This window comes from Streptomyces sp. NPDC090499 (assembly GCF_044769305.1).
Classification (GTDB): domain Bacteria; phylum Actinomycetota; class Actinomycetes; order Streptomycetales; family Streptomycetaceae; genus Streptomyces.
In genome coordinates this window covers 84695-108470 of the sequence record NZ_JBIVXP010000009.1, presented here as the reverse complement: position 1 = coordinate 108470, position 23776 = coordinate 84695, and the positions used below count along the sequence as shown (strand labels likewise).

Sequence of the window (23776 nt, the reverse complement as noted above, 5' to 3'; positions counted from 1 at the left end):
GTTCCGGGCGCCGCCGGACGCCGGATGAGCGTCGACGGTCTGGAATTATTGTCTATCATCTGGACTGGAAGTCCAGACCTGATCCCGGCGGGGGCACCCATGACAGACGGACCGGCAGCGGCGAGCGGCGCGGACGCGGCGCGGGCCGAACAGGACGCGATCATCGCGGCGCTGTCCCCGGTCGTCGACGGGATCGTGGCGACCTTCGGCGCCTTCTGCGAGGTCGTCGTCCACGACTTCCGCCGCCCGGAACGCTCCGTCGTGGCCCTCGCCGGTTCGGTCACCGGCCGCGGTGTCGGCGGGGCGATGAGCGAGATCGGCATGAAACTGCTGGCGGCCGGCGACGAGGCACGCGACGAGCTGAACTACCTGACCCGCACCCGGGACGGGAAGCTGGTCAAGTCGTCCACGATGGTGCTGCGCGACTCGGGCGGTACGGCGTTCGGGGCGCTGTGCGTGAACCTGGACGTCACGGCCGTGCACCAGGTGCACGCGCTGGTCGGCGGCCTCGCCGGGGTCGACGCCGATCCGGGGGCACCGCCGACCACCACGTTCGGCGACGACATCACCGCCGTCCTGGACTCGATCGTCGACACCCGCAGGCTCCGCAGGCCCGAGCCGTGGCCCCAACTCACCCGCGAGGAACGGCTGGAGCTGTTCCGGGACCTCGACCGGCAGGGCGTCTTCGCGGTGCGCGGCGCGGTCCAGCAGATCGCCGGACGCCTCGGCATCTCCCGCGCCTCCGCATACAACTACCTGTCCGCGGCACGAACCGGCTGAGGCAGCGCCCCGAAGAGCGCTGGGGGTATCCCCGGCTGACGGCTGACGGCTGACGGCACACCGCGGCCCTTCCGACCGAGCACTCACCCGATCTCGACGACCCGCGCCCAGGCGGGCGGTGCCTCCGGTACGTAGTCGGAGTCGTCCTCCCGCCACCCCGTGCCGCCGTGCTGCCGGGGGAACAGGCCCACCACCGTCCGGCAGGGCGGCGGGGTCTGCGGCCAGGGTGTCTGCCCGTCGGTGAGGGCCACCACGACGTCGGGGGCCGGCCGCGCCCGCAGCGCCCGGGTGAAGCCCGCGCGCAGGTCGGTACCGCCGCCGCCGACGAGCGCGATGCCCTCCGCCCGGCACAGCGGCTGCACGGTCCGGGCGGCCGCGTCGCAGGACAGCACGGAGACCAGGTCCCGGCGGCCGCCGACGGCGCGGGCGATCGCGGCCACCTCCAGCAGGGCACTGCCCAGTTCGGCGTCGCTGACCGAGCCGGAGGTGTCGATGACGACCGAGACCCGGGGCGGGCGGCGGCGCAGGCTCGGGAGGACGACGCCGGGCAGCCCGGCCGAGCGGCGCGACGGGCGGCCGTAGCTGTAGTCGTCGCCGGCGCCCGCGGCGGAGGCCGCCGAGCGGACCGCCGCGCCCAGCAGCTCGCGCCAGGGCTGCGGCGGATGGAAGGCGTCCTCGGCCCAGCGCCGCCAGCCGTCCGGGGTGCTGCCGGGGCGGCCGGTGATGGCCTGCGCCACCCGGAACCGGACGCCGTCCCGCTCCTGCTCGCTCAGGCCGTGCGCGCCGTCCGGCCCCAGGTCCCACTCCCGGTCCCGGCCGTCGGCCCCGCTGCCGCAGTCCAGCCAGGTGAGGTCCTGCGTCAGCGGCCCGAGCCGGAACTGCCGCAGGTAGTCCTCCATCAACTGGCCTTCGTCCAGGCGCAGCATGTACGGCCGGACGGCGCCGCGGGGCTGCGCCAGCCCGTCGCCGTACGCGTCGTCGTTGATCTCCAGGTCCGCCGCGATGTTCATCCGCAGCCGCTCACCGGCCCCGGTCAGCCCGCGTTCCCTCGCGACCCGGTCGCTGCGCGCGTGGTGGTCGCGGAGCAGGTGCGACACCTCGTGCACCCACACCCCGGCCAGGTCCTCCTCCGGCATCCGGTCCACGAAGGCGGGCGAGACGTAGCACCGCCAGTGCTTGTCGACGGCCATGGTGGGCACCTGCCGGTCCGCCACGACGTGCAGGGCGAACAGGGCCGTGGCGAGGTAGGGCCGGGCTCGGGCGGCCTGGAGCCGGGCGGCGTAGAGCTTGTCCAGGTCCAGTGCCCCGGCCGCGTCGATGACCGGCTCGGCGTTCATCGGCGCACCTTGGCCGCGACGCGGTCGGCGGCGCGGTCGGCGCGCCTGGACACGGACACGGCGCCCGCGAGCCGTTCGATGGCCGCCGGGACGTCCCAGTCGTCACGGCGCAGCGAGGCCAGCGTGGTGGCGGGGACGACGACGAGGTCGGGGGCTCCGGTGTCCAGGGCCCGCACCAGCAGCGCCCAGGCCGCGTCCCAGCGGGCCCGGTCCGGCCGTTCGCGGACCGCGGCGACCACGCCGTCGAGCACGGCCTGGCGCAGGTCACCGCGCTCGGGCAGGTCGGCCGCGGCCGGGTCGGCAAGCAGCGTCTCGGGGTCCGGGAGTTCCATCCGGTCGACGCTCGCCAGCAGTTCGAGCCCAGGACCGTCCCCGACCGTTCCCCTGACCAGGAGGGAGAGCACGTCCCGGGAGGAGCCGGCGGCGTGTGCGAAGGCGACCAGGCGCAGGGTCATGTCCCAGCTGCGGGGTGACGGCCAGGCGCCGCCCCGCCGCATCTCGCCGTTCGGCAGCCGGTGGACGAGCGTGGGGCGGGTGGCGAGCAGGCCGCACACCGCGCGGCGCGCGAAGTCCACGGCGGCGGGCAGCCGTTCCGGGTCGAGCCGGGGCAGGGTGGCCCGGGGCCAGGTGCCGCCGAGGCCGCGGACGACGACCTCGTGGTCGTGGGCCCACTGGAGGTGCACGAACCGGTTGGCCAGCGGCGGGCTCAGCTCCCAGCCGTCGGCGGCCGAGGACCGCGGGTTGGCGGCGGCGACGATCCGTACGCCGGGCGGGAGCCGGAGCGCGCCCACGCGGCGCTCCAGGACCAGCCGGAGCAGGGCGGCCTGCACGGCGGGGGGCGCGGTGGACAGTTCGTCGAGGAACAGCAGGCCCCGGCCGGCCCGCACCAGCCGTACCGCCCAGTCCGGCGGGGCCATCGGGACGCCCTGGACGGCGGGGTCGTCGCCCACGACGGGCAGACCGGAGAAGTCGGACGGCTCGTGGACGCTGGCGATCACCGTGGTCAGCGGCAGGTCGAGCGCCTCGGCCAGCCGGTGGAGGGCGGCGGTCTTGCCGATCCCGGGCTCGCCCCACAGCAGGACGGGCAGGTCGGCGGCGACGGCCAGGGTGAGCGCCTCCAGCTGCAGGTCGGGTCGGGGTTCGGTGGTGGAGTCGCCGAGCAGCGCCGACAGGGCGTCCGCGACGGCGAGTTGGTCGGGGGCATGTGTGGTCACGAGGAATCACCTGGGGGTTGTGAGAAGGCAAGTGGGTGGGTGTCAGCGCCGGTTGGCGGGGCGTGGGCCCAGGCGCGGGTCGCGGCCGGACCGGCGGCGGCGCCCGCGGACGGGCCCGGTGCGGGACCCGGTGAGGCCCGCCCGGAAGAGGCCGTACGCGATCCGGCGTTGCGCGGCCGCCTCCAGTTCGTCCTTCAACGGCCCGTCGCGCAGCACGGCTTCGGGCCCCAGCAGTCCTTCGACGACGGCCAGCGCGCCTGCGGTGTCCCCGTGGTCGAGGCGTTCGCGGACGCCGGTGAGGCAGTCGGGGCGGCGGTGCGCCTCGTCGATGACGCGCAGGCAGGGCAGTGGTGGCCCGCCGAGCGCCACCAGGAGTTCCTCGCGCCGCAGTTCGTCCGGGGAGTGGTCCAGCGGGGACAGCACGCCGTCGACCAGGCCGATCCGGTGCCGGGCGCCCCGGCACTCCACGAGGCCCGGCTGCCGGGCCGGGTCGGCGTAGGGATCCCGGACGGCCGGCGGGTGCCCGGGGGCGAGCGCCGCGGCGACCAGCGGATGCAGCCGGCCGGCGTCGACCAGCCCGGCGCGCAGCAGTTCCAGGTCGGGGAGGATCCAGGTCGCCGCGTCGGGCAGGACGGGGTGCGCGCCGTGGCCGGCGGTCCGGGCGTCGGTGTCCGGGCCGGCGGTCACGGTCCCGTCGGCCGCGAGGTGCACGGCGAACCGTTGCCGGCCGCCCAGGCGTACGACGACGGTGCCGCTGTCCCGTCCTGCGGCGCCCAGCACGATCCGCGCCTCGTCCGCCCACCGGTCCGTGGCGCACAACGACTGTTCGAAGAAAGGGAGTTGGCTGGAGAACGTGCACCGTTCGCCGCTCGCCTGCCGGTCGGCGCCCGACCGGGTGCGCAGCTCGCCGGCGGCATCCGCGTCCCACAGATGGCGGTGCAGGTCGAAGCGGAACCGCCGGCTGGGGTGCGGATGCGGATGGCGCCGGGCGGCGTGCCCGGCCGGTGTGCCGTCCCACAGCGCGAGGCCGATCCGCTGTCCGGCGTCCGCCCAGGCGGGCGGTGTCCGGACCACGAGGCACAGGGAGCCCGCCCCGGTGTCGTAGCGGGCGAGCGGCATCGTCAGGCCCGGCCGCAGCAGCCCGTCGGGCGCGATCCTCGGCAGGTGCCAGCGCAGCAGGTCGGGCGCCAGCCGACGCAGGTCGGCACGGATCCGTTCCCGGACGTCCCGGCCCCGCGAGCGGGCCAGTTCGCGCAGGTCGAGGTCGACGTCGAAACCGGCGGCCGCGCAGGCCCCCGCCCAGTCCCCGGCGGTGCGGCGGGCGGTCGCGGTCTCGATCATGGCGGGCGGCACGGCGAACTCGCGCACGCGCCGCCACAGGGAGAGGCGGGTGTCCCCGTCCGTGAGGTGAGTGGCCATCAGCACTCACCTGACGTGGACGGGACCCCCAATCTGACAGCAGAGTGAGTGGTCATCGCGGGGAGCATACGACGGCCCCGCCCCGATCGGCCAGGCGTTTTCGGACCCGGACCGCACGTGACGCGGATCACCCCGGCCGGGTGCAGCGTTCCGCAGCCCCCAGGGCCTTTTCCCAGGTGTAGGCAGTCGGCGAGAGCGGGGACCGTGGGAATGGAGCAGGCTCGGGCCGGTGAGTACGACGAGTTCGTGGCGGCCCGCTGGTCGGGGCTGTGCCACCTGGCCCGTCTGCTCACCGGTGGCGATCGGCATCGGGCCGAGGATCTGTTGCAGGAGTCCTTGGTCCGGCTGTGGTTCGTCTGGCCGAAGGTCGCCGACGAGGCGCCGGAGGCGTACGTCCGGAAGGTCCTGGCGCGCGCCGCGGCCCGCTCGGCGCGGCGCCGGTGGTGGGGCGAGCGCCCCGTCGAGGAGCTGCCCGAGGTCGCGGCGGCCGGTGACATGTCGGCGGTCGTCGCCGAGCGTTCCCGGCTGGAGGCCGCGCTGGCGCTGCTGACGCCGCGCCAGCGGGCCGCGGTCGTCCTGCGCTACTACCAGGATCTGCCCGACCGGCAGGTCGCCGAGGTGCTGGGCTGCCCGGTGGGCACCGCCCGGTCGCACGCGGCGCGCGGGGTGGCCCGGCTGCGGGAGCTGCTGGCGGACGCGATCGAGCCGGTGGGGTGAGGGAGAGGCCATGGATCACTTCGAGCGGCAGTTGACGCAGTTGATGCACGACGAGCGGGAGCCGGCGGCGTTCGAGCCCCGGCACCGGGAGCGGCTGCGGGCCGGTGTGCAGGCGCGGCGGCGGGTCCGGGCGGCCCAGCGGGCGGCGGGCGCCGTCCTCACGGCCGCCGGGTTCGGCCTGTGCCTGTTCCTGTGGCCCCACTCCGACGTCCGTGACGAACCGAGCGCACCGCACCCCTGGCCCGCGACCAGCCCCGCCACCGGTCCGTCACCGACACCGGCACCGAGTCCGTCGCCCAGTTCGTCGGCCTCCGGCGCCACGTCCTCGGCACCGCCACCCGACACCACGACCGCGCCCGCGGACACCCCGTCGCCGACGAGCGGGGGCACCCCCTCGTCGACCCCCACCTCGTCCTCGACGGCGACCTCCACCCCGGACGCGGGCACGACCCGGAGCGCCACGGACAGTTCGTCCGGTGGTTCCACCGCCACCACGTCCCCGCCGCCGGTACCCGTGACCCACAGCCCCTCCCCGTCGAACGGCTCGTAGGCCGAGACCGGTCAGCCGCCTCCCTCCCCCACCGGGTGTGTCCTCGGCACGCCCCGAAATCGAGTACGAATGCGAAAAAACGCCATGAATCACCTGCCAGTCACCTTGCCGGTACCGTCGCCGTCGCCTCCGGCGCACCGCACCGAGCCGGTCCTCGACCTGGCCGTACCGGTGTTCAACGAGGAGACGGACCTGGAGCCGAGCGTGCGCCGGCTCCACGCCCACCTGCGGGAGACGTTCCCCTACCCCTTCCGGATCACCGTCGCCGACAACGCCAGCACCGACGCCACCCCGCTGATCGCGGCCCGGCTCGCTGCCGAACTGCCCGAGGTGGAGTGGATACGGCTGGCCGAGAAGGGCCGCGGCCGCGCACTGCGGGCCGCCTGGTCGGCGTCGTCCGCGCCGGTCGTCGGCTACCTCGACGTGGACCTGTCGACCGGGCTCACGGCGCTGCTGCCGCTCGTCGCCCCGCTGCTCTCGGGCCACTCCGACCTGGCCATCGGTACCCGGCTGGCGCCCGGCGCCCGGGTGGTGCGCGGCCCGAAGCGGGAGGCCGTCTCCCGCTGCTACAACATCCTGCTGCGCTGCACCCTGTCGGTGGGGTTCTCGGACGCGCAGTGCGGGTTCAAGGCGGTACGGCGGGACGCCGCGGCCCGGCTGCTGCCGCTGGTGCGGGACCCCGGATGGTTCTTCGACACCGAGCTGCTGGTGATCGCGGAGCGGGCCGGGCTGCGGATCCACGAGGTGCCGGTCGACTGGGTGGACGACCCGGACAGCCGGGTCGAGCTGCTGCCCACGGCCCTCGCCGATCTGCGCGGCATCGCGCGGGTCGGCCTGGCGCTGGCCCGGGGCGCGCTGCCGTCAGTGCGGCCGTCACGGCCGTACGCGGTCGCCGCCACCGTCATGGCCCTCGCCCATCTACTCCTGTACGCGGCCCTGCGGCCGACCGCCGCCGCGCAGGTGACCAACGCACTGTCCCTGCTGGTCTGTTGGGCCCTCGCCCGGCCGGTCCTCGGCCGGCCCCCGCTGCCGCCGCCCGCGCTGGCCGCGCGGCTGGCCGTCACCGCCGGCTCGCTCGCCGTCCTGCGGCACGCGCTCTCCGGCGCCGGGCTCCGCACGGAGCTCGCCGTACTGGCCGCCGCCCACCTGTCGCTCGCCCTGTCCGGCGCCGCCGCCCGGTCGGCCTGCGGCGGTCGGCGGCGCCGGACGGAGTCCGCGGCCTCATGACCACGCCCCTGAGAAGCACGGCCCCGCTCCCGCCCGCCGACCCCGGGGCCGCCGCGCCGGGCCCCGGACGGCGCCTGCGCGACACCGCCCGCCGCTACGGCCCGGTCCTCGCGATGTACGGCGTCCTCAAGCTCGTCGGCTTCGTCTCGTTCATGTATCTGCTGGACTCGGCGGGCGACTTCCGCAAGAAGCACCCGCGGTTCGGCGGCGGTGCGCACACCTGGGACGTGCTGGGCACCTGGGACGGCTGGTGGTACCAGCAGATCGCCCTGCACGGGTACCGTCCCGCGCTGGTCCCGGTCCCCGGCGCCACCGGGCTGATCACCCTCCAGGGCAACTCGGCCGCGTTCTTCCCGCTCTACCCGGCGCTGATGCGGGTGGCGATGGAGGTGACCGGTCTCGGTCCGTTCGGTGCCGGGCTGCTGGTGTCGGTGGTGGCGTCGTTCGCCGCGGCGCTGGGGATCTTCGCCGTCGCCACCCGGTTCGGCGGCCGGCGGGCCGGGCTGGCGGCGGCCGGGCTGTGGGCGGTGTGGCCGGGCTCCGGCGTGGAGTGGGCGGTCTACTCGGACTCGCTGTACGTGGCCCTGGCCGCCTGGGCCCTGTACGCCGTGCTGACCCGGCGCTGGCTCACGGCCGGGGTGCTGACCTTCGCGGCCGGCCTCAACCGGCCCACCGCCGCCGCCCTGGTCGCCGCGCTCGCCCTGGCCGCGGTCCTCGCCCTGCGCCGCCGCGAGGACGGCGTCGCCCGGCCGCTGACCGCGATGCTCGTGGCCCCGCTGGGTCTGCTCGGCTATCTGGGCTGGGTGGGCCACCGGATGGGCGACTACGGCGGCTACTTCGCGCTCCAGTCGGGCGCGTGGGGGCACGAGTTCGACTACGGCAGCCAGACCCTGGACGTCCTGACCTCCGTCCCCGTGGGCCACTTCGGCTATCTCTTCGCGCTCCCCTTCGCCGACGTCATCGGGGTCGGGGTGGTCCTGCTGGACCTGGCCCTGCTGCCGCTGCTGTTCCGGCTGCGGCCACCGGTGGTGCTGGTCGTCCACACGGTGCTCACCCTCGCCCTGGTGCTGGGCAGCCAGCAGTACTTCGCGAACGTCTCGCGCTATCTGCTGCCCGCCTTCCCCCTGTTCGTCCCGTTGGCGGTCGCACTGCGCCGCGTCAGCCTGCCCTGCCTGTGCCTGGTGCTGGGCATCGCGGCGCTGGCCTCCGGCTCGTACGCGGGCTACGCCCTGTTCGAGCTCGGAGTGCCCTGACGCCGGCTCAGGCCTTCTTGAGGGCCACTCCGCCGTAGAAGCCGATCTCCTCCGAGCCGGCCGGCGGGGTGGTGTCCGGGCGCCAGAACGGGACCTGGGTGACGCCGGGTTCGACCAGCTCGAACCCGTCGAAGAAGCGCTCGATCCGGGCCCGGGGGCGCAGGTTCATGGAGGCGGTCGCGTTGTTGTAGACGGCCTGGGCCTCGCTGCGCTCGGCGAAGTCGTCGGTGGCGTGCGAGAGGACCAGGAAGCTGCCGGCCGGGAGCGCGTCGCGCAGGGTGGCCACGATCCGCTCGGGCTCCTCCTCGTCGCGGACGAAGTGGAGGATGGCGACGAGGAACAGGGCGACGGGCTCGCCGAAGTCGATGACCCGGCGGACCTCGGGGTGCTCGACGACGGCCTGCGGGTCGCGCAGGTCGGCGAGGACGATGCTGGTGGTGCCGGCCCGGCTGAGCAGCGCGTCGCCGTGGGCCTTCACGATCGGGTCGTTGTCGACGTAGGCGACCCGGACGTCCGGCGCCAGCGCCTGGGCCACCTCGTGCACGTTCGGCGAGGTGGGCAGTCCGGTGCCGATGTCCAGGATCTGGCGGACGCCGCTGTCGATGACGTGCCGGACCGCGCGCTGCAGGAAGCCGCGGTTGGCCCGGACGGCCATCCACACCTCGGGCGCGACGGAGGCGAGCTGGTCACCGGCCTTGCGGTCCACCTCGTAGTTGTCCTTGCCGCCCAGCAGGTAGTCGTAGATCCGCGCGGGATGCGGCTTGCTGGTGTCGATCTCCACGGACCCGATGCCGTCCTGCGTCACGTGTGTGCTCCTCTCAACGACCGTCCCGGCCCCCCTTGGCTCGCCGACGGCTGGCGACAGCTTTCCATATCAACTTCTTTATCGGCGCACCGAGTTCCGCCCTCCGCGGCCACGCCGGGTGGACCAGGTCGACCGGCCGGGCCGGACTTGACTAACATCGGCCCCAGGTGTCCGGGCAGGTGGCCCGGTTTGGTTGGGGGTTTCTCATGGTCAGTGGTCGTGTGGTGCGCTTCGACAGCTCGCGCGGGTACGGGTTCATCGCTCCGGACGGCGGCGGCGAGGACGTCTTCCTGCACGTGAACGACATGCAGATGTCGGAGGCGTACGTCCGCCCGGGTGTGGCGGTGGAGTTCGAGATCGAGGCCGGCGAGCGCGGCCCGAAGGCGTCCGGTGTCCGCCTCGCCCGCGGCGCCGACGTCCGCACGCTCGGTCCCGACGACGACTCGCTGTGCGATCTGCTCAGCGCGGACGAGTTCACCCGCGAGGTCACCGAGACGCTGCTGGCGTCGGCGCCCACGCTCACCGCCGAGGAGATCGTGCGGGTCCGGGGCGCGCTCGCCCAGTTCGCGAAGAACCACGGCTGGATCGAGGGCTGACCCGCCCGCGGCGGCCGATGCCGACGACGACCCGTGGCACCGGCCGCCGACCGGCGCGGGAAGCCACGCGGGCAGGGAAAACGCAACTTCGACATGGTCCGCAGAGGCAGCTACCTTCACCCGGTCCGCGGCATCCGGGTCCGTACCGGGCCCCCCGACCAGGGAGAGACGCGTGCCTCGTCTTGCGCTGTACACGTTCGGTGTCCTGAAGTCACCCCTCGCCGACCCCGGACCCCTCACGCGCGAGTTCTACGAACACGGTGAGGCCGTCTACCGGAAGATCAGCAGGCACCCCGGACACCTCGCCCGTGCCGAAGCGGCGGACGGCGAGCGGGGCATGCTCTTCGGCGCGGACTGGGGTGCGTGGGGAGAGTTCGCCGTACCGGCCTGGTACGACAAGGGCCGTACGGTGGAAACCACCGCCCTCGCCGCGACCCTCTCGCTCTGGACCGGCCTGCGCCCCGCCTTCGACGCCGTCTACGCCGGCCCGCACCGTGCGGCACTGAACCGGCGGCACGACTGGTTCGAGAGGACCGGGCACCCGAGCCACGTGTTCTGGTGGGTCTCCGACGGCGTGACACCCACCTGGCAGGACGGCGTCTCCAGGCTGGAGCATCTCCACGACCACGGCTCCGCACCGCACGCCTTCACCTTCCACCACGCGTTCACCCCGGACGGAACTCCGGCCACGCTGCGACGCTAGTACCGCCGAGCACAACAGCCCCAGAACCAGGGTGAGTTGCCTACGGCCCGTGCCGGGTGTCCCGCCCTGCCGCCGCACGCGTCGGCCGGTCGGCATGGCGGTCGGCCGTCGTGACGAGGGTCACAATCCGGCGGTCGAACTTTGGCGTTTGTCGCGCATCTAGTTCGCGTCGGTTCACGAACGGCCGTGGAGCAACCCCCCTCCACGGCCGTTCCGTTCATCTTGGTCTTCATCCAGCAAGGATCACTCAATGGGTTTTGTGGCTTACCTGCGCGGCTTCGTCCCCTGGATCGTCGCCGGTGTCGTCTCGGGCTTCGTCGACTGGCGGTGGGGTGCGCTGGGCGGCGTCGTCTCGGGCGTGCTGCTCCTGCTCCAGGACGTGCGGCGGGGCGTCGACCTCGACGCGCTGATCCTGGAGGTCAGCACCATCCTGTACTTCGTGGTGATCGGCGCCGTCTCCCTGGCGGACCCCGACTCGGCGCTGAAGGACCACAGCGACGTCCTCTCGTTCGCCTGGCTGGCCGCCACCGCCTGGGGATCCATGGCGATCCGCCGCCCCTTCACCCTCGGCATCGCCAAGCGCCAGACCCCGCGCGAGTACTGGGACATGCCGGAGTTCCTCCAGGTCAACAACCGCATCACCAGCGCCTGGGGAGCCGGCTTCACCTTCATCGCCGTCGTCCTCGCCGTCGGCGGCGCGGTGGACGCCCCGGCATGGGTCGGCATCACCGCCCACGTCCTCGGCCTCGCCGCCCCGATCGTCTTCACCAAGGTCTACCCCGAGCGGGCGCAGCGGCGCCTGCTGGAGTCGCAGGGGCTGCTGTCCGTACCCGAGTGACCCGCGGCCGCCCCGGACCCGACCCAGCACGCGGCCGGCGCCGCCCCGCCGGCCCGGACAAGGAAAGCACCATGACCGAAGAGACCCCCCTCGCCCTCTATCTCCGGGGCCGCTTCGCGCCGGTCCCCGAGGAGCACAACGCCTTCGACCTCACCGTGCGCGGCACCCTTCCGCCCGAACTGGACGGCCGCTACCTGCGCAACGGCCCCAACCCGCTGCCCGGCGAGGACGACGGGCACTGGTTCACCGGCCCCGGCATGCTGCACGGCGTCCGGCTGCGCGACGGCCGCGCCGAGTGGTACCGCAACCGGTGGATCCGCACCAGGGAGCGGGAGGGCCACCCCTTCGTCCGCGCGGACGGCACCTTCGACCTGACCGCGACACCCGGCAACACCCATGTCATCCGGCACGCGGACACGGTGCTGGCGCTGTGCGAGGTCGGCTTCCCGTACTGGGTCACCCCGGCCCTGGAGACCGTCGGCCCGTACGACTTCGGCGGCAGGCTGACCACCGCGATGACCGCGCACCCCAAGGAGGACCCGGTCACCGGCGAACTCCACCTGTTCGGCACCGGGTTCGCCCCGCCGTACCTCACCTACCACCGGGTCACCGCGGACGGGGAGCTGGTCGACAGCCGCCCCGTCGAGGTGCCGGGCCCGACGATGATGCACGACTTCGCCATCACCGAGCACCACATCGTCTGGATGGACCTGCCCGTCGTCTTCCGGCCCGAACTCGCCGGCCGGGGCGGCATGCCCTACCAGTGGGACGACGGCTACGGCGCCCGGCTCGGCATCATGTCCCGCACCCCCGGCAGCACCGCGGTGCGCTGGTTCGACGTCGACCCCTGCTACGTCTTCCACGTCGGCAACGCCTACGAGGACGTCGAGGGGCGGATCGTGCTCGACGCGGTGCGCTACGACCACGACAGGTTCGAGCACGCCTGGGGCGACATCGGCGGGCCCACCGGCATGGCCGTGGTGCCGGAGCCGGGCCTCGTCCAGACGCCCGCGGTGCTGTACCGCTGGACCCTGGACCCGGTCACCGGGCGGGCCACCGAGCGCCAACTGGACGACCGGGACGCCGAGTTCCCCACCCACAACGAGACCCTGACGGGGCGCGAGAACCGCTACCTGTACACCGTAGCGGGAGACGGCATCGCCAAGCACGACCTCACGGGCGGGACCACCCGGGTCCATGCGACGCCCGGTGCCCGCTACGCGGGCGAGGCGGTGTTCGTCCCGGCGGCGGACGGCCGGAGCGAGGACGAGGGCTGGCTGCTCTCGCTCGTCTCCGACGACGACGGCAAGGCCGGGGAACTGCTCGTCCTCGACGCCACGGACCTCTCCGAGCAGGCGGTGGTGGAACTCCCCTACGCTGTCCCGGCGGGCTTCCACGGCAGCTGGCTGCCGGAACTCGGCGACGGCCGGGACTAGGACCGCCCGGGGCCCGTGAGAGCAGAGAGGCCGAGATGACGAGCCGGAGGACGGCCGAAGCCGTGCGCGTCGAGGACGCGGTGCTCACCCGGGCCGCGCAGGCCGGCGAGGTCGCCGCGCTCGGGCTGCTGCTCGAACGCCACCGCGCGGGTATGCGCGCGGTGGCGCTCAGCCTGCTCGGGCCGGGCCCGGACACCGAGGACGTCATGCAGGACGCGGCCCTGACCGCGCTGCGCCGGATCGGCGACGTCCGCGACCCGGGGGCGGTGGGCCCGTGGCTGCGGATGATCGTGCGCAACGCCGCCCGCTCCCTGCTGCGGGACGCGGTCCCGGTCCGGCCGGTGGACGAGGGCCTGCACCTGCCGTCCACGGAGGCCGGTCCGGAGCAGTGGCTGGAACGGAGCGCGCTGCGGGACTGGGTCTGGGAGGCGCTGGAGGAACTCTCCCCTGCGCTGCGGCTGCCGTTGGTGCTGCGCCACTTCACCACGAGCGTCACCTCGTACGAGCGGATAGCCGACGTCTGCGGGATCCCCGTCGGCACCGTCCGCAGCCGGCTCAGCCAGGGCCGGGCCAAGCTCGCGGCGGCCCTGGCCGGTACGGCGGACGCCGCGCACGGCGACACCGGGCGGCGCACCCGGGACAGCCGTACCCAGGCCCGGGAGACCCTCGCCGCCGCCGAGAGCGGGCACTTCGCAGCGCTGCTCACGGAACGCTGGTCGCCGGAGGTCGCGCTGCTCAGGGGCGGCGACCGGGTGGGGGGCGGGGACCTGCTGGTGCGCGCCATGGACGGCGACATCGCGGCCGGGGTACGGCAGCGGCTCGTCCATGCGGTCGCCGGGCGGTCGCTGGCCGTCTGGGAGATGGACATCGTCAACCCGGCCGACGCCCCCGGGCACTGCCCGCCCGCCGTGGCCTGGCTCATGACGCTGGACGAGGCCGGCCGGGTGCACCGGCTGCGCCTCGTCCATCCGCGGCCGCTCCAGGCGATGGAACGGCTCGCGGTGCTGTGACCCGTCAGGCGCCGGAGGCGGCCTCCGCCTCCGGCGTCCCGGCCTCGGCGGCGAGGACCCTGGCGCGCAGGCCGGCCGGGAAGACGCCCTCGAAGGTCGCCTGCGGGGCGCGTCCGTGGCCCGGCGCCGGGAGCAGCGCGTCATGGACGACGACGGCTCCCCAGCCGTTGTGCAGTTCCTCCTCGGTGAAGCACGGGTACCAGGGCATGATCGGCCCGTGCCACTGCTCCTGCCGCAGCGACGGGTGGACCCGGGTGGCCAGTGCCCACAGCAGGTCCGAGTCGTTCGCCGGGTCGATGTCGTCGTCGAGGACGTGGACGACCGGGGAGAGCCGGCCGACCCGGGTGCCGTTGAGCACCTCGCCGATGCGGTGCACGAAGCGCGCGGTGTCCATGCCGGGCAGCAGGTCGCGCCAGTCGGACGGGACCGTGATCACGGTCCAGAAGCAGGCGGCGCGCAGCGGCAGCCAGGCGGTGGTGACGGGCAGCCCGGCCTTGCGGAGTTCCGAGACGACCTCGGCGGAGATGCCGGCGGCGGGCGCGACGTGCGAGTCGTCGACGGGCCGTCCGGCGAGCAGTAGGCCCCGTCGCCGCGCCGGGCGGACTGCGGCCCTCAGGTCCTCGCGCCGTGCCCGGCGGACGGGCTCGGCACCGGCACTCAGCGCACGGGCGAGTCGACGCGCTGGAGGATGCGCTCGGCGTCCTGGCCGAGCCGGCGAAGGCGCTCGGCACTGAGGTTGTCGACGACGAGGCGGCGGACGTTCGCCGCGTGGCCGGGGGCGGCCGACTCCAGCTTGGCCATGCCGTCGGGGAGGAGGACCGCGTTGGCGAAACGCCCGTCCTCGGGGTCCGGTTCGCGCCGGACGTAGCCGCGCTTCTCCAGCCGCTTCACGAGGTGCGACAGGCGGGACAGCGAGGAGTTGACGACCTCGGCCAGGGTGCTCATCCGCAGGGTCCGGTCGGGAGCCTCGGAGAGCATCGCCATGGCCATGTACTCGACCATGCTGAGGTCGGCGTCCCGCTGCAACTGGGCGTCGAGGGCCCAGGGCAGCCGGGTGATGAGCCGTACCACCGACATCCACGAGGCCAGCTCGGCGGGCGTGAGCCACAGGTCGGCGTGCTCGTCGTCCTGCCGCGGCCGGTCGGGGGTGGTCACTCCGGGAGCGTATCAGCCCACTTGAGCCTTCACGTCATGCCGACTGGGCGCCGGGGGGCCGGGGGGCCGCCATGACCTGCCCGGCCGAGACACCGCGAACCGGCAGCCGCGCACCCGGATCGGGCGCCAGGTCCCCCGCGTCTCATCGCCCGGCCGGCGGCACGATCTCCCTCTTGACGATCTTGCCGGTGGGTCCCTTGGGCAGGGCGTCCGCGATCCACACCTTCCGCGGGTACTTGTAGGCGGCGACCTGGGCCTTGACGTACGCGCGCAGTTCCTCGGCCGTCGCGCGGGCGCCCGCCCGGAGCACGACCGCCGCTCCGACCTCCTCGCCCAGGTCCGGGTCGGGAATGCCGACGACCGCGGCGTCGGCGACGGCCGGGTGCTCGTAGAGCACGTCCTCGACCTCCCGGGGGTACACGTTGTAGCCGCCCCTGATGATCACGTCCTTCTTCCGGCCGACGATCCAGAGGTACCCGTCCCGGTCCACCCGGCCGAGGTCCCCGGTGTACAGCCAGCCGTCCCGGATCGTGGCAGCCGTCTCCTCGGGGCGCTGCCAGTACCCCTTCATGACGTTGTGCCCGCGGACCGCTATCTCCCCCGTCTCCCCCCGCGGCACCTCCCTGCCGTTGTCGACCACCCGCACCCGCACCCCCGGGATCGGGGTGCCGACCGAGCCGGGCCTGGGTCCGGCCTGCTCGGTGTTGACCGAGACGACGGGCGAGGTCTCCGAGAGTCCGTAGCCTTCGAGGACGACGCAGCCGAACGCGGCCTGGAAGTCGTACAGCACCTGGAGGGGCAGCTCGGCGCCGCCCGCGAGGCACACGCGCAGCCGGGAGGTGTCGTAGCCCTCCTTGCCGGGCTGCCGTACGAGCCTGCTGTACACCGTCGGTACCCCGGCGAAGACGGTCACCCCGTGTGCGTCGAGGATTTCGAGGGCCTGCGCGGCGTCGAAGCGCGGGAGCAGGGTGAGGCACGCGCCGGAGGCCACGGCGGCGTTGAGGGTGCAGGTCTGCCCGAAGGCGTGGAACAGGGGCAGTCCGCCGAAGATCACGTCGTCGGGGGTGAGCCGGAACAGCCCGCCGGCCGCGACGGCGCAGTTGCGGTCCAGGTTCGCGTGGGTCAGTTCGGCGCCCTTCGGCCGGCCGGTCGTCCCCGAGGTGTAGAGGATCACCGCGGTGTCGTCGTCCTGACGGTCCGTCAACCCGGCGCGGGGCCGGACGCCTTCCAGCAGTTCGTCGAGGGCGCCGGGACCGACGACGACCGCCTCCGCGTCCGCCTGCCGCGCACCGGTGATCGCCTCGTCGGCGAAGTCGTGCCAGGCGAACAGGGTCCGGGCCCCGGAGTCGCCGAGGTAGTACCGAATCTCACGGGACTTGAGCAGGGGGTTCATCGGCACGACGACGCCGCCGGCCCGGAGCACGCCGTAGTACACGACGGCGAACTCGGGAACGTTGGGCAGCATGAGCGCGACCCGGTCGCCGGGCCGCACGCCACGGTCCCGGAGCAGTCCGGCCGTCCGGGCGCTGTCCCGGTCGAGCGCGCGACAGGAGACGACGGTGTCCCCCAGGCGGAGCGCGGGGCGGTCCGGATGCGTCCCGGCGCCGTCGGGCACGTGGTGGGCGAGGTTCATGTCGCATCCTTCTCGACGAGCGCTTCCGGGCATTTCCCGAGGGCTCGAACGAGCCGAGGCTAAGCTCGGAACGCACGGAAATCACTGGGCTCGCGATACGACCCCGGAGCCCGAATTGGTGCCGTCGGACCATTCTGCGGCTAGCTTTGAGGCATGGCTGCGGAGCATCCAGAGGCCGCGAAACAACTGTCCGTGGTCGCGGAGAACGTAGGGTCACATCTTCCGGAGGTCGGCCGCGACATCGGGGACTACGTCATTGCCGAGATTCCGGAGCTCAGGGGCGACGCGACCATAGTCAAGATCCTGCGGGCGAGTATCACGGAGAACGCCGGCACATTGCTGCACGTCTTCGAGAACGACATTCCCCTGGAGAAGGTCGAGGGGCCCGCAGCCGCCCTCGAATACGCCAGAAGACTCGCGCAGCGGGGAATTCCGCTCAGCGCCCTGATCCGGGCCTACCGGATCGGTCACTGGCGTTTCCTGCAATGGTGTCTGGACGAACTCAACCGGCAGAACGCCGCCGAGGACCTGGCCGTCGCGACCAACCGGCGCATGCTGCAGACGAGCTTCGGCTACATCGACCGGGTCACCGAGCATGTCATCGCTGTCTACCAGCACGAACGCGACAACTGGCTGCTGAGCCAGACCGCGGCGCGCGCCGCCCGGGTGCGTGACATCCTCGCCGCGGGCGACATCGACCTCGACCGGGTCGAACCGGCGCTCGGTTACCGGCTCCGGCAGCATCATCTCGGGCTGGTGGGCTGGCTGCCCACGCCCACCGACGGGGGTGAGGGGCTCTCCCGGCTGCACCGGGCCGTCGACGAGATCGCCCACCGGCTCGGCTGCACGGCCCGGCCGCTGTTCGTCCCCCGGGACGCGATCGTGTCCTGGTCCTGGCTGCCGCTGGGTCCGGACACCGACGTCTCCTGGAAGAGCGTGTCGGCCGTGCTGGAGCACGGCGATCCCTCCGTCCACCTGTGCGCGGGGTGTGTCGGAAGCGGCGTCGAGGGGTTCCGCGCCACCCACCGGCAGGCACTGCGCGCGCAGGAACTCGCGGCGGTGGCCGATCCGGTCCCCCGGTTCACACAGTTCGCCACCGTGGCACCCATCGCCCTGATGGCCACGAACGTCGACGACATCCGCTCCTGGGTGTGGGGCGTCCTCGGTCCGCTCGCGGTCGACGACGAGAACAGCGCACGGCTGCGGGAGACCGCCCAGATATTCCTGGACAACGGCTGCAGCTACACCGCGACGGCGAGCGCCCAGATCCTGCACAAGAACACCGTGCAGTACCGCATCCGCAAGGCCGAGGAGATCATGGGGCACCCGGTCCAGAAGGAGCACACCGATCTGGAGATCGCGCTGCGTGCCGTCCGGTACCTCGGCTCCACGCTGCTGCGCACGCGTACCGGCTGAGGGTCGCGGCTCCTGTCAGCGGCCTTCCCAGTGGGGCTGCCGCCGCTCCGCGAAGGCGTGCGCCCCCTCCTGGGCGTCGTGGGAGGCCAGCACCGGATCGGCGATGCGATCCTGCTCGGTGAAGGCGTCCTCGTCGCTGAAGGCGCGCCGCTCGTTGACGACACGTTTCACGGCCGCCACCGCCAGCGGCGCGTTGAGCGCGATACTGCTGGCCAGTTCGAGGGCCCGCTGCAACGCCCGGCCCGGTTCGGTGAGTTCGTTGACGAGGCCGAAGCGCTCGGCACGCTCGGCCGGCAGGGTCTCGCCCGTGAGCAGGAGTTCGAGCGCGATGTTGTGCGGGATGCGCTCGGGCAGGCGCACCATGCCGCCCTCGGGCGGCACGATGCCGAAGCGGACCTCGGTCTGGCCGAAGGTCGCGTTCCGGGCGGCCACGATCATGTCGCAGGCGAGCGCCATCTCGGTGCCGCCGCCCAGCGCGTAGCCCTCGACGGCGGCGATGAGCGGGGTGTTGATCCGGGCGCGGGTGATCCCCGCGAAACCCCGTCCGCTCACGATGGGCTTGTCGCCGGCGGCGAAGGCCTTGAGATCCATGCCCGCGCTGAAGACGCCGCCGGCTCCGGTGAGGATGCCGACCCTGAGGTCGTCGCGGGCCTCCAACTCGTCGAGGGCCGCGGCGAGGGCGCGTGCGGTGGCGCCGTCGACGGCGTTGCGGGCCTCGGGCCGGTCGATCGTGATCACGAAGATGCCGTCGATCTCCTCGGTGCGTACGGTCCGTGCGTTCGTGCCCGTGGTCATGACGTGTTTCCCTTCTTTCCCCCGGTCCTCGATCCGGTCTGCCCCTGGTCCTCCATCCGGTCTGCCACGCGGTCTGCAACTCGTACGGCTTCAGGCGACTGCCCGGGACCTGCGCAGTTCCTCGATCCCCGCGTCGCCGTAGCCGAGGTCGTGCAGCACGGACTCGGTGTGTTCGCCCAGGTCGGGGGCCGGGCGCGGGCGGACCTTGGGCTCCTGGTCCAGTCGCACGGGGCTGTCGACCGTCAGATGCGGCTCCGCGCTGCCGTCGTCGATCGGCACCAGGATCCCGTTGGCCACGAGCTGGGGGTCGTGGGCGAACTCCTCGATCGTCTGCGCGACCCCGTAGGTGAGACCCGCGGCGTCGAGCACCTGCCGCCACTCGGCCAGCGGCCGGGCCGCGAACGTCCTGTCCAGCACGCCGGCGACCTCGGCGGCGTGGGCGCGGCGGCTCTGCGAGTCGGCGTAGTGCGGGTTCTCGGCGGCCTCGGGGTGGCCGATCGCCTGGAGGAAGAGGGGGACCTGCTTGTCCTCGTTGGCGAAGGCCAGCAGCAGCCAGCGGTCGTCCGCGGTGCGGTAGGCGTTGGCGAGCGCGTTCGGCGGGTCGGACCTGTCGATCGGGCGGGGGGCCTTCCCGCCGACCAGTACGGCCTGCAGCCACATGCCGGCCGCCCAGGCGCCCTCGGCGACCAGCGACGCGGTGACGCGGGCGCCCTCGCCGGTCCGCTCCCGCCGGTACAGGGCGGTCATGATCCCGGCGAACAGGCTGATCGCCGTGGGGTGGTCGCCTGATCCGAACGCGTTCATCGCCGGGGGTGCGTCGTGCTGGCGGGTGATGTCCATGAGACCGCTGCGGGCCCAGAACGCGGTCACGTCGAACCCGGGCAGGTGCGCGTCCGGGCCCTCCTCGCCGAAGCCGGTGACGTCGGCGTAGACCAGCCGGGCGTTGAGGGGGGCGAGGTCGTCGTAGTCAAGGCCGAGCTTCGCGCGGGTGTGCGGCGGGAAGTTGGTCACCAGGACGTCCGCCCAGGCGACGAGCCGTTCGACCACGGCCCGGGCGCCGGGTGCCTTCAGGTCGAGCGCGATGCTGCGCTTGTTGCGGTTGTCCAGCTGCCAGGGGTAGTTGACCCCCTCGACGCGGGGGTTCGGTGGCATCCGGCTGAGCGAACGGTAGGCGTCGCCGGCGCCCGGGGGCTCGACCTTGACGACGTCGGCGCCGAAGTCGCCGAGGATGGTGGCCGCGGCGGGCCCGGCGATGAAGCTCGCGAGATCGACGACGTGCAGTCCCTCCAGGAGGGGCGTGGTGCTCATGACGGCTCCCTGTCCTCGCTCTGTACCTGGTTCGTCCTCGCCGCGGCACGCGCCGGGTCAGTGGTGGCTCGGCGCGACGGGCACGAAGGCGTTGTAGCCGGTGATGTCGCGGCCGACGATCAGCGCCTGCACGGTGTCGGTGCCCTCGTAGGTGTCGATCGCCTCGATGTCGCACAGGTGCCGGGCCACGTGGTAGTCGAGCAGGATCCCGTTGCCGCCGAGCATGTCCCGGGCGTCGGCGAGGATGGCGCGGGCCCGTTCGGTGTAGTGCATCTTGGCCAGCGCGACCCTGGGCATCGAGTACTCGCCCTCGTCCAGGAGCTGGCTCAGCCGGTACTGCATGCACAGCATGTCGGTGATGTCCGCGAGCATCCGCGAGAGCCGGTACTGGATGAGCTGGAAGGCGGCCAGCGGCATCCCGAACTGCCTGCGCTGCTTCGCGTAGGCCAGGGCCGTCTCGTAGCCCGCGACGGCCGCCCCGATCGACTCCCAGGCGACACAGAAGCGGGAGGCCAGCAGGACCTTCTCGGTGTCGCGGAAGGTGTTGACGTTGGCCAGCCGGTTCGCGGCCGGCACCCGGACGTCGGTGAGGGATATCTGCGCGTTCTGCACGCAGCGCAGTGCCGTCTTGCCCTTGATGACCTGGGCGTCGAACCCGGGCGTGCCCTTCTCGACCACGTAGCCGCCGACGTGCCCGTCGTCGCCCCGGGCCCAGATGACCGAGTAGTCGGCGAAGGTCGCGTTGCCGATCCACCGCTTGTGGCCGTTGATGACGTACGAGTCGCCGTCGCGGTGCGCGGTCGTCTCCAGCTTGACCACGTCGGAGCCGTGCGTGGGCTCGGTCAGGCCGAAGGCGCCGAGCTTCTCCATCCGCGCCATCGCCGGCAGGAAGCGCTGCTTCTGCTCTTCGGAGCCCAGCAGCGCGATCGACGTCATGGCGAGGGCCGAGTGGACCCCCATCATGGTCGAGATGCTCAGGTCGCCGCGGGCCAGTTCGAGGATCACGAGGCCGGCCGTCACGTTGCTCATCCCCGGGCAGCCGTTCCCGGCGATCTGGAAGCCCGCGATGTCCAGTCGCGCCAGCTTGGGCACCAGCTCGAAGGGGAACTCGGCCCGCTCCCAGTACGGATTGATGACCGGGATGACCTCCTGGTCCATGAACGCCCGGACCTTCTGCTTGAGGGCCCGCTGTTCGTCGGTGAGCAGGTTGTCCAGCAGGAAGTAGTCGGAGAACTCCGGGCCGCCCAGCACGGGCGGCTCCACCCCGGACGAGTTCCCGTCGGGGTTCGCGGGAGCGTGGCCCTGATCCGCTGCCGCGCCGTGTGCCGTCTTCATCTGCCGTTCCTTCCGGTCGGGACTCCCGATGGGGTCGGTGCGAACGACGCTAGGAGGCGGCGGGGACACAGCCACTGGGCGCAGGACACCAGATCGCCGACCGATTTGGTGCTCTTATACCAATTCGTCACGGCCGGTGGTCCCGAGTGGTGCCGGGGACCGCCGCCCCGGCCGGCGGTCCTGAGTGGCGCCTGGGGCCCTGTACCGCGGGACCAAGAACCCGCCCGATTCCTGGGCGCGCAGCCCGATGCGCCGGCCCGTCCCCGGTCCGAGGGTGGTCCCGTGGCCGCCGCACGGCACCTCCGCCCACCCGTGGCCAACGACCGGGAGCAGTGATCAGCCATGACATCGCACAGGCCCGTCCACCGCGTGGCGATCGTCGGGACCGGCACCATCGGTGCCAGTTGGGCGACGCACTATCTCGTCCGTGGCTTCGACGTCACGGCGACCGACCCCGCGCCCACCGCGGAAACGGCCCTGCGGTCCTACGTGGCAGGCGCCTGGGACGCGGCCGCCGCGATCGGGCTGGCCCCCGGGGCCTCACCCGACCGCCTCGGTTTCACCCCGGACCTGCGGCAGGCCGTCGCGGACGCCGACTTCGTCCAGGAGAACGCGCCCGAACGGCCGGAGCTCAAGGTCGGGCTGTTCGCCGACATCGACGACGCCGCACCACCGGACTCGATCATCGCGTCGAGTTCGTCGGGCATCACGATGAGCGCCATCCAGGCCGGCTGCCGGCGTCCGGAGCGGACGGTCATCGGCCACCCCTTCAACCCGCCGCATGTCGTCCCCCTGGTGGAGGTCGTCGGCGGCACGAGGACCGCCCCGGAGACGGTCCGGGACACCATGTCGTTCTACGCCGCGATCGGCAAGAAGCCGATCCACCTGAAGAAGGAGCTCCCGGGGCACGTCGCCAACCGCATCCAGGCCGCGCTGTACCGCGAGGTGGCGTACCTGATCCAGGAGGGCGTGCTCGACGTGGCCGACGCCGACGACGCGGTGTCCTGGGGGCCGGGGCTGCGCTGGGGTGTCATGGGCCCGTCCCTGCTGTGGCATCTCGGCGGCGGCGAAGGCGGCATCCAGCACTTCATGGACACCCTGATGCCGCGCATGGTCGCGTCCTGGGACCAGTTGCACACCCCCGAGTTCACGCCCGAGCTCCGGGACACGATCGTGAACGGTGTCCTGAAGGAGGCGGACGGCCGCTCGATCGACGAACTGTCCGCCCGCCGTGACGCCATGCTCGCGGCCCTGCTGGCCGTGCGCGCGCAGCACGACCCGTCCGGGCCGGCCGCCGGGGCCGGGCCGGACGCGAAGGAGGGACCGTGATGGGAGGCCGAGAGCGACTGTTCGTGCTGGAGGCGAGCGGCGGTGGCCGCCTGTTCTCGGTGCACCCCGACGGCTCGGACAAGACGGTCCTGGTCACCGGGTGCCGGATCCCCGACGGCGTCGCCGTCGACGTCGGCGCCGGGCACGTCTACTGGACGAACATGGGCGTCCCGACGGAGAACGACGGCTCCGTCGAACGCGTGGACCTGGCCGGCGGCGACCGGACGACGATCGTCCCCGAGGGCACCACGCACACGCCGAAGCAGCTCCATCTCGAAACTGCCGACCGGAAGCTGTACTGGGGTGACCGCGAGGGCATGCGCGTGATGCGCTGCGACCTCGACGGCTCCCATGTCGAGACGCTCGTGCAGACCGGCGAGGGCGGGGACGACGGCCGGGACGAGACCAGATGGTGCGTCGGTGTCGCCGTCGATCCCGTCGGCGGACACCTGTACTGGTCCCAGAAGGGTCCGAGCGACGCGGGACTCGGCAGGATCCTGCGGGCCGGCATCGCCCTGCCCGCCGGGCAGACACCGGACCGGCGGGGCGACGTCGAGGTGCTCTTCGAGGGACTGCCGGAACCGATCGACCTCGAACTCGACCTCAAGGCAAGAGCGTTGTACTGGACGGACCGCGGGGACCCGCCGCGGGGCAACAGCGTCAGCCGGGCCCCGCTGGACCCACCGGACGGCCGGTGGACGTCCGAGATCCTCGTGACCCACCTCATGGAGGGCATCGGCATCGCCCTCGACCCGGACGGTGGCCGCATGTACGTCACCGACCTGGGCGGATCCGTCTACACGGCCGGCCTCGACGGATCGGACCGCCGGGAGATCCTGGTCGCACAGGGCAACCTCACGGGCATCGCCCACGCCGTGCTGCAGGCAGCGTGACAGGAGTCCGAAAAGGTTGCAGCGCAC

Annotated in this window: 23 protein-coding genes; 13 read left to right on the top strand and 10 right to left on the bottom strand. The window is 73.1% G+C overall.

The window, feature by feature from the left end; translation table 11 throughout:
- Nucleotides 1-99: 99 nt before the first annotated feature.
- Complete coding sequence (locus ACIQVL_RS30090; RefSeq protein ID WP_403436557.1) at nucleotides 100-780, top strand: transcriptional regulator; 681 nt, start codon at nucleotides 100-102, stop codon at nucleotides 778-780.
- Nucleotides 781-863: 83 nt separating this feature from the next.
- On the opposite strand, the gene ACIQVL_RS30085 is transcribed toward ACIQVL_RS30090, so the two are convergent.
- Genes ACIQVL_RS30085 through ACIQVL_RS30075 form a run of 3 tightly spaced genes read right to left on the bottom strand, consistent with a single transcriptional unit; the run spans nucleotide 864 to nucleotide 4750 of the window.
- Nucleotides 864-2117, bottom strand: coding sequence for a VWA-like domain-containing protein (locus tag ACIQVL_RS30085; RefSeq protein WP_403476886.1), 1254 nt, complete (start codon nucleotides 2115-2117; stop codon nucleotides 864-866).
- A complete protein-coding gene (locus tag ACIQVL_RS30080) occupies nucleotides 2114-3331 on the bottom strand; it encodes an AAA family ATPase (protein WP_403436554.1) in 1218 nt (405 codons plus the stop codon). The genes ACIQVL_RS30085 and ACIQVL_RS30080 overlap by 4 nt, the downstream gene beginning before the upstream one ends.
- 42 nt (nucleotides 3332-3373) lie before the next feature.
- On the bottom strand, nucleotides 3374-4750 hold the full coding sequence (locus ACIQVL_RS30075; protein WP_403476885.1) for a hypothetical protein: 1377 nt from the start codon (nucleotides 4748-4750) through the stop codon (nucleotides 3374-3376).
- A gap of 210 nt (nucleotides 4751-4960) precedes the next feature.
- Here ACIQVL_RS30075 and ACIQVL_RS30070 point away from each other — a divergent pair, with 210 nt between their 5' ends.
- From ACIQVL_RS30070 to ACIQVL_RS30055, 4 genes are all read left to right on the top strand, one after another.
- A complete protein-coding gene (locus tag ACIQVL_RS30070) occupies nucleotides 4961-5467 on the top strand; it encodes a SigE family RNA polymerase sigma factor (protein WP_093497479.1) in 507 nt (168 codons plus the stop codon).
- Between the two features lie 10 nt (nucleotides 5468-5477).
- Nucleotides 5478-6017 (top strand): hypothetical protein, encoded by a 540-nt coding sequence (locus tag ACIQVL_RS30065; RefSeq protein ID WP_403476884.1) that lies wholly within the window; start codon nucleotides 5478-5480, stop codon nucleotides 6015-6017.
- An 84-nt stretch (nucleotides 6018-6101) separates the two neighbouring features.
- Nucleotides 6102-7244, top strand: coding sequence for a dolichyl-phosphate beta-glucosyltransferase (locus ACIQVL_RS30060; RefSeq protein WP_403476883.1), 1143 nt, complete (start codon nucleotides 6102-6104; stop codon nucleotides 7242-7244).
- Nucleotides 7241-8497 (top strand): hypothetical protein, encoded by a 1257-nt coding sequence (locus tag ACIQVL_RS30055; RefSeq protein WP_403436545.1) that lies wholly within the window; start codon nucleotides 7241-7243, stop codon nucleotides 8495-8497. The genes ACIQVL_RS30060 and ACIQVL_RS30055 overlap by 4 nt, the downstream gene beginning before the upstream one ends.
- Nucleotides 8498-8504: 7 nt before the next feature.
- On the opposite strand, the gene ACIQVL_RS30050 is transcribed toward ACIQVL_RS30055, so the two are convergent.
- Nucleotides 8505-9302 (bottom strand): SAM-dependent methyltransferase, encoded by a 798-nt coding sequence (locus ACIQVL_RS30050; protein ID WP_403476882.1) that lies wholly within the window; start codon nucleotides 9300-9302, stop codon nucleotides 8505-8507.
- Between the two features lie 206 nt (nucleotides 9303-9508).
- Here ACIQVL_RS30050 and ACIQVL_RS30045 point away from each other — a divergent pair, with 206 nt between their 5' ends.
- The 5 genes from ACIQVL_RS30045 to ACIQVL_RS30025 all read left to right on the top strand — a co-directional run bounded on the left by ACIQVL_RS30045 (nucleotide 9509) and on the right by ACIQVL_RS30025 (nucleotide 13885).
- Nucleotides 9509-9898: a cold shock domain-containing protein gene (locus tag ACIQVL_RS30045; RefSeq protein ID WP_366360021.1), complete on the top strand. Its 390-nt coding sequence runs from the start codon at nucleotides 9509-9511 to the stop codon at nucleotides 9896-9898.
- 172 nt (nucleotides 9899-10070) lie between these two features.
- A complete protein-coding gene (locus tag ACIQVL_RS30040; RefSeq protein WP_403476881.1) occupies nucleotides 10071-10601 on the top strand; it encodes a DUF3291 domain-containing protein in 531 nt (176 codons plus the stop codon).
- Nucleotides 10602-10851: 250 nt separating this feature from the next.
- Entirely contained in the window at nucleotides 10852-11439 is a 588-nt protein-coding gene (locus ACIQVL_RS30035; protein ID WP_403436538.1) for a hypothetical protein, read from the top strand.
- Between the two features lie 71 nt (nucleotides 11440-11510).
- A complete protein-coding gene (locus ACIQVL_RS30030; RefSeq protein ID WP_403476880.1) occupies nucleotides 11511-12875 on the top strand; it encodes a carotenoid oxygenase family protein in 1365 nt (454 codons plus the stop codon).
- 35 nt (nucleotides 12876-12910) lie between these two features.
- Nucleotides 12911-13885, top strand: coding sequence for an RNA polymerase sigma factor (locus ACIQVL_RS30025; protein WP_403476879.1), 975 nt, complete (start codon nucleotides 12911-12913; stop codon nucleotides 13883-13885).
- Between the two features lie 4 nt (nucleotides 13886-13889).
- On the opposite strand, the gene ACIQVL_RS30020 is transcribed toward ACIQVL_RS30025, so the two are convergent.
- The 3 genes from ACIQVL_RS30020 to ACIQVL_RS30010 all read right to left on the bottom strand — a co-directional run bounded on the left by ACIQVL_RS30020 (nucleotide 13890) and on the right by ACIQVL_RS30010 (nucleotide 16673).
- Complete coding sequence (locus ACIQVL_RS30020) at nucleotides 13890-14411, bottom strand: hypothetical protein (protein ID WP_403436707.1); 522 nt, start codon at nucleotides 14409-14411, stop codon at nucleotides 13890-13892.
- 131 nt (nucleotides 14412-14542) lie between these two features.
- On the bottom strand, nucleotides 14543-15040 hold the full coding sequence (locus tag ACIQVL_RS30015) for a MarR family winged helix-turn-helix transcriptional regulator (RefSeq protein WP_403436531.1): 498 nt from the start codon (nucleotides 15038-15040) through the stop codon (nucleotides 14543-14545).
- Nucleotides 15041-15182: 142 nt separating this feature from the next.
- On the bottom strand, nucleotides 15183-16673 hold the full coding sequence (locus tag ACIQVL_RS30010; protein ID WP_403476878.1) for a long-chain fatty acid--CoA ligase: 1491 nt from the start codon (nucleotides 16671-16673) through the stop codon (nucleotides 15183-15185).
- A 153-nt stretch (nucleotides 16674-16826) separates the two neighbouring features.
- Between ACIQVL_RS30010 and ACIQVL_RS30005 the strand changes: the two genes are divergently transcribed.
- Complete coding sequence (locus ACIQVL_RS30005; protein ID WP_403476877.1) at nucleotides 16827-18089, top strand: PucR family transcriptional regulator; 1263 nt, start codon at nucleotides 16827-16829, stop codon at nucleotides 18087-18089.
- Between the two features lie 15 nt (nucleotides 18090-18104).
- Here the strand turns inward: ACIQVL_RS30005 and ACIQVL_RS30000 are convergent, their stop codons facing one another.
- The 3 genes from ACIQVL_RS30000 to ACIQVL_RS29990 all read right to left on the bottom strand — a co-directional run bounded on the left by ACIQVL_RS30000 (nucleotide 18105) and on the right by ACIQVL_RS29990 (nucleotide 21527).
- Nucleotides 18105-18884 (bottom strand): crotonase/enoyl-CoA hydratase family protein, encoded by a 780-nt coding sequence (locus tag ACIQVL_RS30000; RefSeq protein ID WP_403436523.1) that lies wholly within the window; start codon nucleotides 18882-18884, stop codon nucleotides 18105-18107.
- A 90-nt stretch (nucleotides 18885-18974) separates the two neighbouring features.
- Nucleotides 18975-20192, bottom strand: coding sequence for a CaiB/BaiF CoA transferase family protein (locus tag ACIQVL_RS29995; protein WP_403436521.1), 1218 nt, complete (start codon nucleotides 20190-20192; stop codon nucleotides 18975-18977).
- A gap of 57 nt (nucleotides 20193-20249) precedes the next feature.
- The gene (locus tag ACIQVL_RS29990; RefSeq protein WP_403476876.1) at nucleotides 20250-21527 is read right to left on the bottom strand and encodes an acyl-CoA dehydrogenase family protein; all 1278 of its coding nucleotides are present in this window, start codon (nucleotides 21525-21527) and stop codon (nucleotides 20250-20252) included.
- 342 nt (nucleotides 21528-21869) lie between these two features.
- Between ACIQVL_RS29990 and ACIQVL_RS29985 the strand changes: the two genes are divergently transcribed.
- Nucleotides 21870-22856 (top strand): 3-hydroxyacyl-CoA dehydrogenase NAD-binding domain-containing protein, encoded by a 987-nt coding sequence (locus ACIQVL_RS29985; RefSeq protein WP_403476875.1) that lies wholly within the window; start codon nucleotides 21870-21872, stop codon nucleotides 22854-22856.
- Nucleotides 22856-23749: a YncE family protein gene (locus ACIQVL_RS29980; protein WP_403476874.1), complete on the top strand. Its 894-nt coding sequence runs from the start codon at nucleotides 22856-22858 to the stop codon at nucleotides 23747-23749. The genes ACIQVL_RS29985 and ACIQVL_RS29980 overlap by 1 nt, the downstream gene beginning before the upstream one ends.
- The last annotated feature ends 27 nt before the right edge of the window (nucleotides 23750-23776 follow it).